General features: G+C 37.9%; 13 protein-coding genes and 1 pseudogene. 4 read left to right on the forward strand and 10 right to left on the reverse strand.

Annotation, left to right across the window (positions count from 1 at the left end):
• The 5 genes and pseudogenes from B0186_RS10465 to glmU form a co-directional block, all read right to left on the reverse strand.
• The coding region (locus B0186_RS10465; protein WP_143411968.1) for a two-partner secretion domain-containing protein at positions 1-3,176 on the reverse strand (3,176 nt) is incomplete at its 3' end.
• 62 nt (positions 3,177-3,238) lie between these two features.
• Positions 3,239-4,944: pseudogene (locus B0186_RS10470) on the reverse strand (ShlB/FhaC/HecB family hemolysin secretion/activation protein).
• 144 nt (positions 4,945-5,088) lie between these two features.
• Positions 5,089-6,624, reverse strand: coding sequence for a YifB family Mg chelatase-like AAA ATPase (locus B0186_RS10475; protein WP_078219317.1), 1,536 nt, complete (start codon positions 6,622-6,624; stop codon positions 5,089-5,091).
• 100 nt (positions 6,625-6,724) lie between these two features.
• The gene (gene yihA / locus B0186_RS10480; RefSeq protein ID WP_078219318.1) at positions 6,725-7,339 is read right to left on the reverse strand and encodes a ribosome biogenesis GTP-binding protein YihA/YsxC; all 615 of its coding nucleotides are present in this window, start codon (positions 7,337-7,339) and stop codon (positions 6,725-6,727) included.
• A gap of 15 nt (positions 7,340-7,354) precedes the next feature.
• Complete coding sequence (glmU, locus tag B0186_RS10485) at positions 7,355-8,716, reverse strand: bifunctional UDP-N-acetylglucosamine diphosphorylase/glucosamine-1-phosphate N-acetyltransferase GlmU (protein ID WP_078219319.1); 1,362 nt, start codon at positions 8,714-8,716, stop codon at positions 7,355-7,357.
• A gap of 100 nt (positions 8,717-8,816) precedes the next feature.
• On the opposite strand from glmU, the gene B0186_RS10490 reads away from it, so the two are divergent.
• Entirely contained in the window at positions 8,817-9,935 is a 1,119-nt protein-coding gene (locus B0186_RS10490; RefSeq protein WP_078219320.1) for an anhydro-N-acetylmuramic acid kinase, read from the forward strand.
• Between the two features lie 2 nt (positions 9,936-9,937).
• Positions 9,938-10,849, forward strand: coding sequence for an N-acetylmuramic acid 6-phosphate etherase (gene murQ / locus B0186_RS10495; RefSeq protein ID WP_078219321.1), 912 nt, complete (start codon positions 9,938-9,940; stop codon positions 10,847-10,849).
• Between the two features lie 448 nt (positions 10,850-11,297).
• Here murQ and B0186_RS10505 read toward each other — a convergent pair whose 3' ends face one another.
• The 5 genes from B0186_RS10505 to tusA all read right to left on the reverse strand — a co-directional run bounded on the left by B0186_RS10505 (position 11,298) and on the right by tusA (position 15,882).
• Positions 11,298-11,765: an Lrp/AsnC family transcriptional regulator gene (locus B0186_RS10505; protein ID WP_078219322.1), complete on the reverse strand. Its 468-nt coding sequence runs from the start codon at positions 11,763-11,765 to the stop codon at positions 11,298-11,300.
• Between the two features lie 130 nt (positions 11,766-11,895).
• The gene (locus B0186_RS10510) at positions 11,896-13,413 is read right to left on the reverse strand and encodes a YfcC family protein (RefSeq protein ID WP_078219323.1); all 1,518 of its coding nucleotides are present in this window, start codon (positions 13,411-13,413) and stop codon (positions 11,896-11,898) included.
• Positions 13,414-13,500: 87 nt separating this feature from the next.
• The gene (gene arcC, locus B0186_RS10515; RefSeq protein ID WP_078219324.1) at positions 13,501-14,430 is read right to left on the reverse strand and encodes a carbamate kinase; all 930 of its coding nucleotides are present in this window, start codon (positions 14,428-14,430) and stop codon (positions 13,501-13,503) included.
• A gap of 14 nt (positions 14,431-14,444) precedes the next feature.
• A complete protein-coding gene (locus B0186_RS10520) occupies positions 14,445-15,449 on the reverse strand; it encodes an ornithine carbamoyltransferase (RefSeq protein ID WP_078219325.1) in 1,005 nt (334 codons plus the stop codon).
• 190 nt (positions 15,450-15,639) lie between these two features.
• Entirely contained in the window at positions 15,640-15,882 is a 243-nt protein-coding gene (gene tusA / locus B0186_RS10525; protein ID WP_078219326.1) for a sulfurtransferase TusA, read from the reverse strand.
• A 72-nt stretch (positions 15,883-15,954) separates the two neighbouring features.
• Between tusA and B0186_RS10530 the strand changes: the two genes are divergently transcribed.
• The gene (locus B0186_RS10530; RefSeq protein ID WP_078219327.1) at positions 15,955-16,566 is read left to right on the forward strand and encodes a YigZ family protein; all 612 of its coding nucleotides are present in this window, start codon (positions 15,955-15,957) and stop codon (positions 16,564-16,566) included.
• An 11-nt stretch (positions 16,567-16,577) separates the two neighbouring features.
• Positions 16,578-18,041, forward strand: a complete 1,464-nt coding sequence (locus B0186_RS10535; RefSeq protein ID WP_078219328.1) for a TrkH family potassium uptake protein — start codon at positions 16,578-16,580, stop codon at positions 18,039-18,041.
• Positions 18,042-18,250: the final 209 nt, after the last annotated feature.

Below are 18,250 nucleotides of genomic sequence, written 5' to 3' on the forward strand. Positions count from 1 at the left end.
ACAAGTGCGGTAACTTTTTGCCCATTTGGTAAAGTAAATACTTTATTCACAAACCAAACCATATCTGTTGTAAGTTCTGACATTTGTTCTTTTGTTAAAGCAATACCAAGTTTCAAATCAAACTGCTTCGCGTATTTAACACCTTCATTCATGAGTGCTTTATATTGCTCTAACTCATTGTTATACCCCGTCAGAAAACGGCGCCCTGTGAGCTGGTTGATTTGTTCATTAATCAAGCGCTGTTCATAATAGCCATCGCCTAAACGTTTATGTACATTATTATGCTCATGACGTAGCTGATTAAACATATAATCACTGCTTAGCCATTGTCGGTGTTGGGTAAATTTTGGATCTGTTTCAACGAAGTAGCCATTAGGTGATTCAGGGTTTATTGTATATAAACTAGATGTGGGTAAATGGGCCTCTCGCGGTGTAGAAGCTAAATTTACGTTCTCGGCAACATTTTGTGAACTGATTTCTGTGGATAAGGTTAAGTTGCTAGATTGAAGGGAACCATAATCCCATAATCCAAGATTTTTACTGGTTTCTGTGCGATTTACATAAGGTAACGAATAGCTTTGCGTAGTTCTGTAATGATCGATACATTTTCCAAATACTTTCTTAGCACAGGCTCTTCCATTATAAAAATAAGACATTCTACCTTTTTCAGTGGTGATGACTGTACCCTCAGTAGCATGGTTATCAATATTACCTCCATTATTGAGGCTAATTTCCCCATGGGCTAGAATTTTACTATCATAGTTTTTGACATCTGTTGAAAAAAAATGAATATTCCCTCCACTTAAGATCTGAGCTTCAGAATATTCTGCTGGAATAACCATTGTTTCATTTATAGTTCTGGTGTAGTTATATTCTCGCCAAGATTCACTTTCTCGACCATTTGGCAAACGTAGCGCATATAAATTTCTGACTTTTTTATTCAGCCCACCGCCACTGTCACCTCGTTTTACTTTTGTTATACCTTCTTGTGCATAACGAGTAGGTTCATTAGCAAAGCCATATTCAAAAACAGGTGTTTTAGAGGTTTCTCGCATTTCAACTTCTAATAAATTATGTAAATTTTCAACTTTTTTCACATTTAAATAAATATCGCTCACAGCCTCAATCAACGCATTATGGTTTTCAACTAAGCTCCCTTGCCCAATAGCCTGTTGATTATCATCAAGTTTTCCTCCGAAATAAATATTCCCAAGGCTAATTATGCTACTTCCCTTATGATTACTTATTTTATCCACTGCAAAATCAAGTCGTTCTCTTGCACCAATAGTGGCAGAAGATTTATTTTCATTAAGGTTATTTAGATATTCACTATTGAATACTAAATAATCGCCATAAATCCGACCTGTGCCAATATTGGTTACATTTTTGCCATAAACATGAGTTTTATAGCCATCTATTAATCCTCGGTTAATCAAGGTTTCTGCATTAAGTGCGGTATGATTAGCCGAAATTTCTGCATCTCTATTATTGGTAATTTGATTTGCAGAGATATTTACATTCCCTTTTACCTGTAATGCACTGTTGTTGGCAAAATCACCTTTTGTAGAGAAATTTAAGTGGTTACCTACTGAAAATGCTTTGTTCAAAGTAAAACTATCTTGTAAGGATATATTCAGATCTCCAGCCGTCTTAATGTTGCCTTCAGAAACTAAAGTCTTAGCCGTTAAATTGATTAAATTAGCACTTTGTATTAGCCCATTTTGATTATTTAAAACTTGTGCAGATAAATTTAAGCTCTCTTTTCCTTGAATAGTGCCATCGGTATTATCTGCATTATTTTGAACCTTAACATTAAGGTTATGCGCAACAATAGCGCCTTGTTTGTTGCTCAATTTTCCTACCTGCAAGTTCAAAGTGGCATCTTCTGCCAAAATTATCCCATCATGATTATTTAACTCTGTGGCATGAAGATCTATATTTTCTTTCGCTAGCGTTTTCCCTTGCTGATGGATATTTTCTCCTCGCATCTGAATGTTACCCTTTAGAGCAACAACGATGCCATGTTGTTGAATATTTTCCGCACTATTGAATTTGATTGAGCCTTGACGGCTTTCTACTTTAGCTCTGTTTTCAATGTTTTTGGCTGTTGTAAGATCAAGCTTGTTATTAGCGCTCAATGTCCCAGTATTAACAATCCGCCCTCGACTATCAATCACTAAGCTATCTGCACTTGCCCCAATATGCCCAGCATTACGCACTCCAACGCCATTTTCTGTGCCAATCAGATGAATTTTACCTGCGTACATTCCACCTAATTCGCCAACATCTATGGCAAAGTGCGGTGCATTTTCTGCGGAGTTTTCTTCTTGCGTATGTAAAATTTGCAAATTTTCCTCCGCACTTGTGCGCTTAATATAATTTTTCCCTGTGGCAACTTTGAGATCTTTCTTCGACCAAATCCCAGCATTTGCTTGTACTTCTCGCGCAAGAATTTCGGTGTAATCTACTTTGCTATTATCTAAGCCTTTACCACTGACAGTTACTCTGCCTTTTTCCACCACAAAACCCTCTAAATGACCATTGTTTATTTGTGCTTGGCCTGTGGTAAAGGTCGCTCGATGTGCATTAATAATGCCACAACCATCACAATGTAATCCCGACGGATTGGCAATAATGACATCTGCTTTTTTCCCAGCAACCTCTATATAGCCTTTCAGTACGCTAGGATCATGAGAGTTGACTTCGTTGAGAATCACTTTGGCTTCGCCTTTGGCAAGATAAGGGTTCCCTTGTATCCAACCTGCTTGCTGCGTTTTGACATTAGAGGCACTGTTATTGAGGATTGCACCTTTTGTATCCACATCAAATTTTGTGTATTTATTATGGGATAATCCTTGCGCATTCGGCGTTTGAATATTGACTTGTGGCAAGCCATTTGCGGTGTGCAAAATAATTGGCTGTTGGTTTTGAGGAGCAGATTTATCGGCTTGGATAATTAAGGTTTCTGCCAATGTATGAGTGGTAAAAGTGACAAAACCTAGGGCGCAGAAAAAATGAAAGGAAATAGCTTTGAGTTTGCCGAGAAATTGGCTAAAAGGTAACAAAAATGCACCGCACTTTTTATTGGCTTTACCTTCAGATTTGGCTAATTCAGATACTACAAGCAGACAATTTAATACCTTGCTAAAAATGACACGGAAATATTTGTTATTCATAATCGTCACCCTATAAAAATCAGTAAATATAAGAAATAAACTCAAGTTATTTCGGCAATAAGTTAGAAACTAAAACTAAGATTAAAGCCAGAAACCATATTTGAGGTTCGGAAACCTTGCGGTTTATGAATGGGTTTGCCGATAAAAAAGTCATAGGAAAAACCTTGCCAGCTTCCTCTCAATCCCAAAGCAGTCCCCACTAAACTATGCCCGAGTTGTTCTTCTGAAAGCCCTGAAACACGCCCAGCATCTAAGGCTAAATACAAAGACTGTCCTTTATTTGCTATATTCCAAGCCACTTCATTGCGCCAAAGCCAACCACGTTCACCTGATAATGAAAGTTCGCCATCAAAACCTCGCACTGTATAACGTCCACCAATACTAAAGCGATCTTGGGCAATTAAAGGGGTTTTATTCCATTGCACATTCAAACTACTTTGCCATTGCCAAGATTGAGTTCCCAACATAAAGGGCTTTAACAATGAAAGAGATGCGGTGATGATCTTGGGTCTTGAAGTACCTTTATTGTTAAGCTCCTCATAAGCAGGTAAAGCACCCCTTGCTTTTGTACCACGCTTGAAATTAGCAGAGAGTTCTAAGGTAGCATTAGCGAAATATTCTTTATGGGAAAAACCAATTTCCCAGCCAGCCATGCGGCGACGTTGCACTTCTATTTCAGCGCTATCAACAAAGTTTTTTGATTGTCTTGACCAAAATCCGCCTGAAATACTGCTTTTACGCACTGCATCACGATAGAACACATAAGAAAGGGTTAATTGCTGCTGTTGCTTTCCCCAGCATACATATAAGAATTTGCAAAAGCGCCAAAGACCTCTTGATGATAGCGGCTATAATTTTGCTGAGCTGAAAGGGTCCAATAGCCGAAAGGAATCGAATAATAGAAAGTGAGATTTTTACTTGCTCGCTTACCTTTGTCATCTTCATGAGTTTTTAAGCTATGGGTAAAGGAGGTATAAAATAGGTCATTTGCGGAAAATATATTATCAAAGGAAAAAGTGCCTGATGCCTGATATTTCCCCGTAGAACGAGATCCAGCATCATCTAAACTGAGATGGAAACGGAAAGGCAAAGATTGCTGATAGCTAATTTTTAAATCACTTTCGCCCAGATTTTCATTAGGGATAATTTCAATATTTGCCTCAACCGTAGGCACACGCTTTAAATTTTCTAAGGACTGTTCTATATCTCGCACATTAAGTAAGTCACCTTGCGTAAAAGTAAATCCATTCCAACTTTGTAGGCGAGTAAAACGTGGTACTGAACTGCGATCTGCCACAATAGTTTTACCTACTTTTCCAGGAATAACTGTTAGGACTAAATTCCCTGAACCCAGATTTTGCTCTTGGGCAACCACTCGAGTAGTCACATAACCTTTCGCAATGATCTTATTTTGAATTTGTTTCATCAAAATACCTAAACCTTGACCGCCTAAACAGTGCGGTAAGGTTAAGTTAAGATTTTGTATGGCTTGTTTTAACGCCCATTGAAATTGGCTAGATTGATGAGAATTATCTGCGGAATAATCAACAAGAGAAATCTGTTGGATTGGATAACAAGGCTGTTCTTGAGGAGGTAACACTAAATCAGATTGACTGGTATCTAAGCGCACATCTGGAGGGGCAAATAACTGCGCATTTTTAGCTTGTTGTTGCTGATTTTGCCTTTGTTGTTGCTCTGCATCAATTTGATTGAGTTGGGACAAGGTTTCCTGATTTGCTTGCACAAGACTAGAGAAAAACATCGTCATTATAACTGTAGTAGCAACATAAGAAAGAGATAATCTAAATTTCATTTTTAAACCCTCTTTGTAACTTGTTCTTAACAAGATTTTATCAATTATAGATATATTTAATTTTTAACTTATTGATTTAAATCAATAATCAATCCAAGATTAATTTGTATCGCCAGATAATTTCTGTAACAAACGATCCATTGCTCGATAACTTAATGCTTCGGCTAAATGGTTTTGTTTAATGTCGGGTTCTGCATTTAAATCAGCGATAGTACGAGCAACTTTTAAAATACGATGATAAGCACGAACAGATAAACCAAGACGTGTTAAGGTATTTTCTAAAAACAGCGCATCTTTTTCGGTTAGTTTGCAATCTCGTTCAATTTCTTTACTACTTAAATGCGCATTAACCTTGCCTGCACGAGCGAGTTGAATTTCTCTGACTTTTAATACTTTTTCCTTCACTTGAGCTGTGCTTTCTCCTCGGTCTGAACTATTTTGCAAAGCACCTTGTGGGAGCAAAGGCACTTCAATGGAAAGATCAAAACGATCTAAAAAAGGACCAGAAAGCCTGTTTAAGTAACGCATAACTTGCTGTGGAGAAGTGCGGTTATGAACACCTGTATAATGCCCTGTTGGGCTTGGGTTCATCGCTGCAACAAGCTGAAAACGTGCAGGAAACTGAATTTTTGCATTGGCACGAGAAATTACAATTTCGCCACTTTCTAAGGGTTGGCGTAAGGCATCAAGCACTCGGCGTTCAAATTCTGGCAGCTCATCTAAAAACAGCACGCCATTATGGGCTAAAGAAATTTCTCCCGGTTTTGGGATTGTTCCACCACCGACTAAGGCTGGCGTTGAAGCACTATGATGAGGCGCTCGGAAAGGGCGTTGTTTCCAATTTTGAAAATTTAATTCGTTTTGTACTAAGCTAGTAACCGATGCGGTTTCAATTGCCTCTTGATCTGTCATATCGGGCAATAAGCCTGTTAAACGGCTGGCGAGCATCGTTTTGCCAGTGCCGGGTGGACCAAGAAATAATAAATTATGCTGTCCAGCGGCAGCGATCATTAAGGCTCGTTTGGCATGTTGTTGACCAATAATATCTGTGAGATCTTTATGGGATTGAGGCAAAAAATCCACCGCACTTTGCGTGCATAATGCGGTTGCTGAAGGTAAAACGCTTTCATCATTTAAAAATTGCACTACCTCCAATAAACTCTTGGCAAAGAAGGTTTCCTGTTGTGAAACCAAAGAGGCTTCATTGGCATTTTGTTCTGCCACAATAAGTTGACGCTGAGATTTTTGCCCTGCCAAAATAGCAGGAATAACCCCATGTACACCGCGTAATTCTCCAGTTAATGCTAACTCCCCGACAAATTCAAATTGCTGTAATTTTTGGGCATTAATCTGCCCCGATGCTGCCAAAATGCCGAGGGCAATAGGTAAATCAAAACGCCCGCCCTCTTTGGGCAAATCTGCTGGTGCAAGGTTAACGGTAATGCGTTTGGCTGGATATTTAAATTGCGCATTCAATAAAGCACTACGCACTCGCCCTTGTGCTTCAGTTACGGTTTTTTCTGGCAAACCAACAAGCGTAAAAGCAGGTTTTCCATTACTTAAATGCACTTCAATAGTAACCAAAGGGGCTTGCACGCCCATGGATGCTCGGCTATATACCACTGCTAATGACATAATTTCTCCCAATTTTTTGGGCGAAATATAAAAAAAGCAGCGAGTAAACTATACTTACTCACTGCTTTTTTGCGATGTAGATCGTAAAAATTAAAAAATCTTAACTAAAAACTGGCGAAAACCATTGATCTAATTTGGCTGATAATTTATCAATGCCAATTTTATTTTGTGCAGAAAACGCCTCCACTTGCACATCGCCTTGGAAAGGTAAAACTGCTTCTCGTACCATTTTAACTTGCTTACTTCTCACGCTTTGGCTCAATTTATCAGCTTTGGTTAATAGCAATAAAACAGGTAAATCCGCAGACACCGCCCACTCGATCATTTGCTGGTCAAGATCTTTTAGCGGATGGCGAATGTCCATTAAAATAACCACGCCTCCCAAACATTCTCTTTTTTGCAAATATTCGCCTAAAGATTTTTGCCATTGTAGTTTCATTTGTTCAGGAACAGCAGCATATCCATATCCCGGCAAATCAACTAATTTGCAATTAGGTTCTACTTCAAACAAATTAATTAGCTGAGTACGTCCTGGGGTTTTCGAGGTTCTTGCTAAGTTTTTTTGATTAGTTAAAGCATTAAGTGCGGTGGATTTTCCTGCATTAGATCGCCCAGCGAAAGCAATTTCAATCCCACTATCCTCTGGTAGCACCTTAATATTCGGCGCACTCATTAAAAAGTGAGCTTTATGATAATTCAATTTGATTTCTGTCATTTTTCTTCTTGCCTCTTATTTCTTTTTTGGGCGCTGCCAATTGGCAATATGACGTTGTGGCACTCGAGTAATTACCAGCTCATTCTCTTGCACATCTTTCGTCACTGTTGCTCCAGCCCCAATAGTCGCACCACTTGCAATGCTTACTGGCGCAACTAATTGACTATCGGAACCCACAAATACATTGTCGCCAATCAAAGTTTTGAATTTATTTGCCCCATCATAATTACAAGTAATTACACCCGCACCGATATTACAATTTTGCCCAACTTCCGCATCGCCAATGTAAGTAAGATGATTGACTTTAGAGCCTTTGCCAATTTGTGCTTTTTTAATTTCAACGAAATTACCTACATGAGTATCTTCGCTTAATTCAGCGCCCGGGCGTAATCTTGAAAATGGACCAATTTGTGCATTATTGCCCACAACCGCATCTTCAAGCACCGAATAAGGCTTAATTTCTACATTATCGGCAATGGTACAATTTTTTAGCACACAACCTGCCCCTATTTTCACACCATTTCCTAACCGCACTTTGCCTTCGATAATCACATTGATGTCAATTTCGCAATCTTTGCCATGGGCTAATTCGCCACGCAAATCAAAACGAGTTGGGTCTGCCAAAGTAACACCAGCAAGTAACAATTTATCCGCTTGCTTACGTTGATAATAACGTTCTAAAGCCGCCAGTTGTAAACGGTTATTTATGCCTTCAACTTCCATCAGTTCTGTGGCTTGCACCGCGGTCACTTTAAATCCTTCTTGATTCGCTAGTCCAATTACATCTGTGATGTAATATTCGCCCTGTGCATTGTTATTATCTAAACGAGCCAACCATTTACGGAAACTTGCACCGTCCGATACCATCACGCCCGTATTCACTTCTGTGATTTTTAATTGTTCAGCTGTGGCATCTTTTTGTTCAACAATTGCAACGACCGAGCCATTTTCACGAATAATTCGTCCATAGCCTGTGGGATTTTCTAAATTTACCGTTAAAAGTGCGATGCCATTTTCTGGTTTTTGTGCAATTAAACGTTCAAGGGTTTCCTTACTAATCAAAGGACCATCGCCATAAAGCATCACAATATTTTCATCATCTTGAAAAAAAGGTGCGGCTTGTTGCATTGCGTGCCCCGTGCCTAATTGCTCCGCTTGATATACCCAATTCACTGGCTCATCTGCCAAATGTTGTTTGAGTAAATCAGCCCCATGTCCATAAATTAAATGAATTTGTTCCGCATTTAATTGTTTTACGGTATCGATCACGTGTTTCACCATAGGTTTACCGGCAATTTTGTGTAATACCTTCGGCAAATCTGAATACATACGGGTTCCTTTACCAGCAGCAAGAATAACAACGCTTAATTTGTTCATGATAAATCTTCTCTTTGTCATAATAATTGGCGTATTTTAGCGTAAAATGCCTGAAAAAAATAATATAATGTCGTCAACTTGAACAAACTCAAATTTCTCTATGCAAAAATCCCTCTATTATATTGGAATAATGTCTGGCACCAGTTTAGACGGCGTTGATCTTGCTTTAATGGATTTCGCTCAACAACCAGCCAAGTTAGTGGCGAGCCATTGTTTCCCGATGCCAGAAAATTTACGCCAAAAACTCAGCGCACTTTTATCTTCAGGGGAAACCAGCTTACAAAATCTTGGCGAAATAGATCATCAGCTAGGTTTGCTTTATGCTACTTCAGTGCAACATTTCTTAGCACAGCATCAAATTGCCGCAGAAGATATTCAGGCGATTGGCTGTCATGGCCAAACCATTTGGCATTCACCACAAGGGCAATATCCTTTCACGATGCAAATTGGCGATGCAAACTTGATTAGCGCTCTTACAGGCATTACCACTATTGCTGATTTTCGCCGTAAAGATATGGCTTATGGCGGCCAAGGGGCGCCTTTAGTACCAGCTTTTCATCAGGGATTATTTGCTCGTTCAGATCGTATTACTGTGGTATTAAATATTGGTGGCATTAGTAATATTTCTTGTTTAATTCCAGAACAAGAGGTCATTGGTTATGATACAGGCGTGGGCAATGCCTTAATGGATGGTTGGATTGAACAACATTTAGGTTTGCCTTTTGATCAAAATGGCGAATGGGCAAAGAGCGGTCAGGTAAGCCAAGATTTGTTAAAGGATTTACTTGACGAACCTTATTTTCAGCAGCCTGCACCGAAAAGTACGGGGCGTGAATTATTTAATTTAGCTTGGTTGGAGAAAAAACGGCAAAAACATACCGCACTTTTGCCTCAAGATGTGCAAGCAACTTTACTAGAGTTTACGGTGCAATGTACCGTGCAAGAACTGTTGAAACTTCAAAACCCACAGCATTTACCTTGTTTACTATTAGTTTGTGGCGGTGGTGCCAGAAATACGCAACTAATGGCTCGTTTGCAAGCTTGTTTGCCTAACTGGCAAGTGGCAACCACCACAGAGTATGGCTTGTCTGTTGATGATGTAGAAGCGGCTGCTTTTGCTTGGCTTGCCTATCAACGTATGAATAATTTACCTTCCAACTTGCCAAGTGTGACAGGCGCGAAAAGTGCGGTCAGTCTTGGCGTAATTTATCCAAAATAATTATGAATAAAGAAAATTTAATTAACCAGCTCGCTCAGCTTATTACCGAGCAACCTAATCCAAACTCAATGAATTTGGATCAAATGTCAGCCTTTGAAATTGTGCGATTGATGAACAAAGAGGATCAACTTGTGCCTCTTGCCATCGAAAAAACCTTGCCACAAATTGCTGCAGCAGTAGAAAAAATTGTTGCTACTTTTCGTCAAGGTGGACGTTTGGTTTATTTGGGGGCTGGTACAAGCGGGCGTTTAGGCATTTTAGATGCTTCTGAATGTCCGCCCACTTTTGGCGTGAATGATGAAATGGTAAAAGGCATTATTGCTGGTGGCGAACGGGCTATACGTCATCCCGTGGAAAGAGCGGAAGATAATCAGCAAGCGGCAATCGCAGATCTGCAAGCCATTCAATTCAATGCAAAGGATATTTTAGTTGGCATTGCAGCAAGTGGACGCACGCCTTATGTGATTAGCGGACTAAAATATGCGAAAGAAATTGGTGCTTTTAGCGTAGCGATTGCCAGCAATCCAAACAGTGCTATGGCACAAGTTGCTAATATAAGTATTGAAACTGTTGTGGGGCCTGAGGTGTTAACTGGTTCAAGTCGTTTAAAGTCGGGAACCGCACAGAAATTAGTGCTCAATATGCTCACGACGGCAAGTATGGTTTTGCTGGGCAAATGCTATCAAAATCTAATGGTTGATGTACAAGCAACCAATGAAAAACTTGTCGCACGTGCCACCAGAATTATTATGCAAGCCACAGGTTGTGAACGAACACAAGCAGAACAAACGCTAATACAAGCAGATAACAATGCAAAATTGGCTATTTTAATGATTTTAGCCAATTTAGATAAGCAAAGTGCGGTGGATTTATTGGCTAAAAATCAAGATAAATTAGGACAAGCATTGATTTAATTTTTAGTCATTTTTTCTGCTGAAAAACTTACTTCGCTTATTGAGATATATAGCTATGCTTACCAACAAACTGCGGCACTTTGCGGTTTAGAGTTTGCTGGCATTATCCATTCTGGTGGTATGCTTTATATTCCAGGCATGAACACAGAAGAAGATAAAGAAAATGTTATCGCTAAAGCAAAACAACATGCTGAGCGTGTAGTAAGTGCGGTGAAATAATTAATCGTTTTTATAACAAAAGGGACATAATCTTGTGATTTATGTCCCTTTTTTAGTGGTGTAATGCACAATAAAAATCAGCGTCTAATTATTAAATATTTAGACGCTGATTTTTTTATTCTCTATTTATGTGGAGATGTTATTTTTTCATATCGAATTTGTAAGAAACAAATCCATATAATGTCCAACCAACTAAACTTAGTATCTTAGATAAAATTGTAATTCTGCTTTATAAGGGGAGTTCAGTTGTATTCTTGATAGTTTGTAAAATAATTTCAGATTTTAGTGTTTTTATTCCCAATTCTTTCGTTAAATATTTTTTCTTATAAGCATAAAATTCATCTAAATCTGAAACTTGTAGTTTTAATATAAAATCATAATCTCCAGCCATTAGATGGCACTCAGTAACTTGTGGCAATAATTTCATTTCAAAAATAAAACGTTCTCGTTGTTTGAGATCTTCTTCAAAAAATGAGCCTAATGCATAGACTGTTAAATTACAATTTACTTTTTTGGGGCTTAGAATTGCGACATATTTGTCAATGATCCCCTTTTCTTCAAGAATATTTACTCTTCGTAAACATGCTGAATTCGACAGTCCTATTTCTTGTGCTAATTCTGTATTCTGTAAGCGGCCATTACGTTGTAAGGCTCGAAGAATTCTAGTATCTATATTATCCAATACTTTATTAGCCATAATCTCTCCCATGAATGTTGTTTAATTAAAGCAAAAAAAGAAAAATAATATGTTTTTGTGCTTATTCTATTCTTTTAAATATAGAGAAGGCTACTTATTTTTATAAGTAGCCTATTTTCTTATTTTTATTTTATGTATACAGCTGGACTTGAATAATTAGTAAAACAGATCCTACGGCTAACAGAACTCCAATCATTGGCATTACAAATTTGACCCATTTGTTAAATGGTATATGTAACATTTGTAATGTTACTAAAACTAATCCAGTAGGTGCTAGGAATAACATTGCGTATTGCCCCCAGTTATATGCAGATACAACAATGTGTCTTGGAATTCCCACAGCATCAGCTAATGGTGCCATAATTGGCATTGAAAGAACCGCTAAGCCAGAAGATGATGGTACAAATAATCCAAGGAAAATAAAGACTACTAGTTGTGCTAAGATAAATACACTAGTCGGCATACCAGCTACAAGGTTAGACATATAGTCAAGGATCGTATCGGAAATTAAACCTTGCTCTAAAACCAAGTTGACACCTCGTGCCAGACCTATGATTAAGGATACACCAACAAGTTCGGATGCACCCTCCGTAAATGAATTTACAATTTCGTCTTCAGTAAGTTTAGAGATAAACATAATGAGGATAGTTAAAGTTAGGAAAGATGCTGCCATTTCTGGGAACCACCATCCGCCGAACATAACTCCCCAAACCATGAGGAAGAAGGAAATTGCGAAGATCACTAGTATAATTTTACGGCGTGCAGTGAATTCAACGGTTTCAGTAGTGTTACATTTTTTGATATAACGTTCAAAGAAAATTTCTTTTTCTTCATATGTATAGGAATAGGTTGGGTCTGCTTTAATTTTTTTACAATACCAGTATAAGTAAGCAATAACTGATGCTGCACCGATTACTAAACCGATTGTACGGAAACCAATACCTTCAGTGAATTGAATACCTGCAGCATTTGAAGCTATAACTACAGAGAATGGATTTATTGTGGAAAATGCTGTCCCCATTGATGCGGCTAAGAAGATCGCTCCAACACAAACAATAGCATCATATCCTAATGCAATGAACACAGGAACTAATATTGGATAAAAGGCTACAGCTTCTTCTTCAATACCACAAGTTGTACCTCCAATAGTCATTAGTACACAAACACAGAATACAATAAAAAATTCATTTCCTTTTGTCCGTTTAGCCAATGCTCCCAATCCAGCATTAAAAGAACCTGTTTTATTGATTACTCCAATCATTCCACCAAGCACAAAGATAAATACCATAACATCAGCAGCTTCAATAGTTCCTTCAACCATGCTTATAGCGATATCTTGTACACCTTTTGGATTTTGTTCAACACGTTGGTAAGAACCAGGAACTGCGACAGGTTTTCTTATTACTCCTTCCGTGAAGTTTTTAAGATCAATTTTGATATTTAATTTTTCTAGCGTTTCTGTAGTCGCAGGAAGTGTTTGATCGGGTTGATTGTACGTTTTAACAATGAAGTTATTTGTTGATGAATTGTATGTTAATTTAGAATAAGAACCTGCTGGAATGATCCAAGTTAATCCTACAGCAATGATTAAAATTATGAATAAGATGGAAAATGCCGTCGGGAATTTAAACGTCTTTTTGGTAGTCATAATAAACTCCTTATTTAATACAGCTTTTATTTGCGGGAATGTACCGCACTTATGGTGTGGATTAGTACATTCCCATTGAGTATTTAATTAGTAATATTCAATATCTGATATTGAGGTGGTCACTCTAGTGCCTGCTTTACCTTTTACAATGTCAACAATGTCAGATAATGAACCGATAACAGCATCTTTACCTGTTTGTTTTACAAAGTTAATTACAGCTTGGACTTTTGGTCCCATTGAACCAGATGCAAAGTTCATCTTACTAATAACATCAGGATGGACTTTAGCTATAGCTTTTTGCTCTGGTTTTCCCCAATCAACAAAGGTTGCGGAAACATCAGTAGCGATAATGAAAAGATCTGCATCAAGATTATCCGCTAGCAATGCAGAACATAAATCTTTATCTATAACCGCTTCCACGCCTTGTAAATTACCTTGCTCATCATAGTACGTTGGAATACCACCACCGCCAGCACAAATCACAATACTACCTTTTTCTAGTAACCATTTTACTGGACGTATTTCAAAAATACGTTTTGGTAGCGGGCTTGGAACTACGCGACGATATTTATCTCCATCTTGTGCTATTGACCAGCCTTTTTCTTTAGCTAAGAATTCTGCTTCTTCTTTAGTATAAACAGGGCCAATTGGTTTTGTTGGATTTTGGAACGCGGGATCATTTTTATCCACTTCCACTTGAGATAATAAGGTTGCAAATGGGACTTCGAATGGCACCAAATTACCTAACTCTTGTTGGATCATGTAACCAATCATTCCAACTGACTCAGCACCTAACACATCTAAAGGATAGGTTGGTACATCTTTATAAGCCGCACCTTGTAACGCGAGTAATCCAACTTGAGGTCCATTACCATGAGCAATGACGAGTTCATTATTTGGATAAATTTTTGCAATTTGCTCACAAGCTATGCGAACATTTTGGCGTTGGTTTTCAGCTGTTAGTGGTTCTCCGCGTCTAAGTAATGCGTTGCCACCTAATGCAATAACAATTCTCATACAAGTTCTCCTTTTTAAATTAGGCTTGCAACCATTACAGCTTTAATTGTGTGCATACGGTTTTCAGCTTGTTCAAATGCTACGTTCATTGGAGATTCAAATACATCTTCTGTTACTTCAATACCATTAGCTAATTCAGGATATTTTTCTGCAATTTGTTTTCCAACTTTTGTTTCGCTGTTATGGAATGCTGGCAAACAGTGCATAAATTTAACTTTTGGATTACCTGTGCGAGCCATTAATTCAGGAGTTACTTGATATGGTAATAAAAGTTTAATACGCTCTCCCCAAGTTTCTAGTGGTTCGCCCATAGATACCCAAACATCAGTATGAACAAAGTCAACATCTTTTACTGCAAGATCAATATCATCTGTAACTGTTAATCTCGCTCCACTTTCTTTAGCAAATTGTTCGCACATTGCAACAAGCTCTGGTTCTGGAAGCAAGGCTTTCGGACTGCAGATACGAACATCCATTCCTAATTTTGCTCCTACTAACAAGAGAGAGTTACCTAAGTTATTTCTTCCATCTCCAATATAAACATATTTAATTTGGCGTAATGGCTTGTCACAGAATTCTTTCATTGTTAGTACATCAGCCAACATTTGAGTTGGGTGGAATTCATCTGTTAAACCATTGAATACAGGTACTCCAGCGTAATCTGCTAATTCTTGAACAACTGTTTGTTTGAAACCTCTATACTCAATTGCATCATACATACGTCCTAAAACACGAGCAGTATCTTTCATACTTTCTTTATGTCCAATTTGAGATGAGTTTGGATCGATATAAGTAACGTGGGCACCTTGATCATAGGCTGCTACCTCAAATGCACAGCGTGTACGGGTAGATGTTTTTTCAAAAATTAATGCAATATTTTTGCCTTTTAGTAATTGTTGCTCTGTTCCCGCGTATTTAGCACGTTTCAGATCTCTTGATAAGTCTAATAAATAATTGATTTCACGTTCAGAGTGATTTGCAAGACTTAATAGGTGTCTATTTTTTAGATTGAAAGCCATAATAAATTCTCCTTCTATTATTAGATATATCCACTACATTATGTAGCACTGTACAACGGTTATAGAATAGGCGAAATTATTTGAAATAGGATTTCAAATGTTTGAGATCAATGTAAAGATTTAGAATAAAATTCGAAAAATAAATTCTTAGTTGAAATTCTATTTTATATGTGATCATAAAAGAATAATTTTATTTTTTTCCTTTTTTTATCCAATACTTAAATGGCACTTTTTCCAAATCAATTTTTAATAAATCATGATCCATAAATTGGCAAAAGCTAGGAATATCTCTCGTTGTTGCTGGATCATCTGCTAGAATTAATAATATTTCCCCTTCTTGCATATGACGAATTTGTTTTCGTACTAGCATAACTGGCTCTGGGCAGCGTAATCCGATTGTGTCAAGGGTTTGTGTTACAATAATGTCAGTCATGATAATTTCTTTGTTAGAATAAAGGGTGTGTATGATAACGCCCAATTTCTTTAGGGTCAAAGTAAACAAAATATGAAATATTTTATTCCCAAAAGTGCGGTTGTTTTTGAGGAGGAAATTAAAAAGAGCCGTTTTATCACTTATCTTCAACATACAGAAGGCTTAGAACACGCAAAGGCGTTTTGGAATGCTGTAAAAATGCAACATCCTAATGCCAGTCATCATTGTTGGGCGGCAGTTTCATTACAGCCGAGCAATTCACAAGGATTAGGCTTTTCAGATGATGGTGAGCCAGCTGGAACTGCAGGAAAACCAATGTTGAATATGTTATTAGGAAGTGGCGTGGGGGAAGTTTCAGCTGTGGTTGTTCGTTACTATGGTGGGATTTTACTTGGTACAGGTGGGTTAGTCCGTGCGTATGGAAATGGTGTTCAACAAGCTTTGCAGTTGTTGGAAACTGATCTAAAAGTAGAACGAAAAAGTTATCAACTGAATTGTGCCTATCATCAGATCAATTGGCTACATCTTCTATTTGAAAAATATGATATTAAAATCATTAATCAATATTTTTTACAAGAAGTTCAATTTGAGCTAGGAATAAGTGATGATAAACTGGCCACATTTCAGAATGAGCTAGCAGATTATTCTGCGGGACAGTTAAGATTATCGATGAGTAATAAATAAGAGAGAGAATTGTGCATATCTTATCTATTTTGCGCATAGTAGGAATTTTAGTAACTTGCTTTTCGAGTACGATGTTAATTCCTGCATTTGTGGCATTAATCTATGGTGATGGGGGTGGAAAGGCCTTTATTTTGTCATTTTTTTATAATCTCTCAGCTGGTGTGGGCTTGTGGTGGCTATGTCGAGAGCATAAAGCAAGTTTACGTTCGAGAGAAGGGGTTTTAATTGTCACCATGTTTTGGGTTTTACTCAGCTTGCTGGCGGTTATCCCTTTTATGTTGTTTGATGAATTGACTTTAAGTTTTGCTGATGCTGTCTTTGAGTCTTTTTCTGCTTTGACTACAACAGGAGCAACAGTGATTTCGGGCTTGGATAATTTGCCTAAATCCATTCTATTTTATCGCCAACTTTTACAATGGATTGGTGGAATGGGGTTGATTGTTTTGGTTGTTGCCGTTATTCCATTGTTGGGTATTGGTGGGGGACATTTATATCGTGCTGAGTCCTCAGGTCCAATGAAAGATCAAAAAGCTTTGCCCCGTATCGGTGAAGTCGCCAAATTACTCTGGATTCTTTATTGTGTATTGACCGCACTTTGCGCTATCGCCTATTGGTTTGCAGGTATGAATTGGTTTGATGCGATTTCTCATAGTTTTTCTACGGTCGCAAATGGTGGAATGTCAACCTATGATGCTAGCCTTGCTTATTTCAATAATCCAGCTATTTATTTAATTAGTGCGAGCTTTATGCTTATTAGTGGTTGTAATTTCGCCTTACATATTCGGGCATTAACTAACTGGAAATATCAATCTCCTTGGAAAATTTATGCGAGAGATCCTGAATTTAGATTTTTTTGCTTAACTCAAGGGGTATTTATTTTGTTGATGTCGCTGGGGTTGTATTTGACTTATGACAATTACTCTATCCTTGATGCTTTTTCACAAGGTGCGGTACAAACAGCTTCAATGTCAATGACCTCAGGTTATACGTTATTCGACTTAAATCAGCTCCCCTCTTTCTTAAGTATGTTACTTGTGTTTGCTGCTATCTTGGGGGGATGTGCCGGTTCTACGACAGGTGGTCTAAAAATGATTAGGGTGCTTGTTATATGGTTGCAAGTTAAAAGAGAATTTAAACATTTGGTACATCCGCGCTTAGTTATTCCAATTAAATTAGGAAAAACATTATTACCGCAACGAGTTATTGATGGTATTTGGGGATTTTTAATTGCATTTTTCTTGACTTACTGGGTATGCGTATTTGCTGTGATCTTATGTGGAATGAATGCTGTTGATGCGATGTTGTCTGTTTTTGCTACATTGACAAATGTGGGACCAGGATTGGGGATGATTAGTCAAGGTTTCTCACAAGTGCCTGATAACACTAAATATATTTTTTCTTTTGCGATGGCAGCTGGGCGTTTGGAAATTTTCTCTCTCTTGCTTTTATTTACGCCAACCTTTTGGAAACCATAATGAAAACATTGATTTTATATTTAAACCGAGATGGAGATGGGCAAACTAAAAATAGCGGAATATCTCGCAACAAAATACATACCGCACTTTTGTCTACTATACCGTTATTCTTGGTTTGATCGAACCATGATTAAATTCATGATGAAAATGACGAGCGGTGAAACAGATAGAATAAAAGAAGCTAAATATACGGTATTATGTAGCAGTTG

The sequence above is a fragment of the Canicola haemoglobinophilus genome, assembly GCF_002015075.1.
In the GTDB taxonomy this organism is placed as follows: Bacteria; Pseudomonadota; Gammaproteobacteria; order Enterobacterales; family Pasteurellaceae; genus Canicola; species Canicola haemoglobinophilus.

Excerpts from the sequence above, each read along its gene's own strand:
- B0186_RS10475 (WP_078219317.1), bottom strand. The coding sequence starts at position 6,624 with ATGTCATTAGCAGTGGTATATAGCCGAGCATCCATGGGCGTGCAAGCC.
- yihA (WP_078219318.1), bottom strand. The coding sequence starts at position 7,339 with ATGACAGAAATCAAATTGAATTATCATAAAGCTCACTTTTTAATGAGT.
- glmU (WP_078219319.1), bottom strand. The coding sequence starts at position 8,716 with ATGAACAAATTAAGCGTTGTTATTCTTGCTGCTGGTAAAGGAACCCGT.
- B0186_RS10490 (WP_078219320.1), top strand. The coding sequence starts at position 8,817 with ATGCAAAAATCCCTCTATTATATTGGAATAATGTCTGGCACCAGTTTA.
- murQ (WP_078219321.1), top strand. The coding sequence starts at position 9,938 with ATGAATAAAGAAAATTTAATTAACCAGCTCGCTCAGCTTATTACCGAG.
- B0186_RS10505 (WP_078219322.1), bottom strand. The coding sequence starts at position 11,765 with ATGGCTAATAAAGTATTGGATAATATAGATACTAGAATTCTTCGAGCC.
- B0186_RS10510 (WP_078219323.1), bottom strand. The coding sequence starts at position 13,413 with ATGACTACCAAAAAGACGTTTAAATTCCCGACGGCATTTTCCATCTTA.
- arcC (WP_078219324.1), bottom strand. The coding sequence starts at position 14,430 with ATGAGAATTGTTATTGCATTAGGTGGCAACGCATTACTTAGACGCGGA.
- B0186_RS10520 (WP_078219325.1), bottom strand. The coding sequence starts at position 15,449 with ATGGCTTTCAATCTAAAAAATAGACACCTATTAAGTCTTGCAAATCAC.
- tusA (WP_078219326.1), bottom strand. The coding sequence starts at position 15,882 with ATGACTGACATTATTGTAACACAAACCCTTGACACAATCGGATTACGC.
- B0186_RS10530 (WP_078219327.1), top strand. The coding sequence starts at position 15,955 with ATGAAATATTTTATTCCCAAAAGTGCGGTTGTTTTTGAGGAGGAAATT.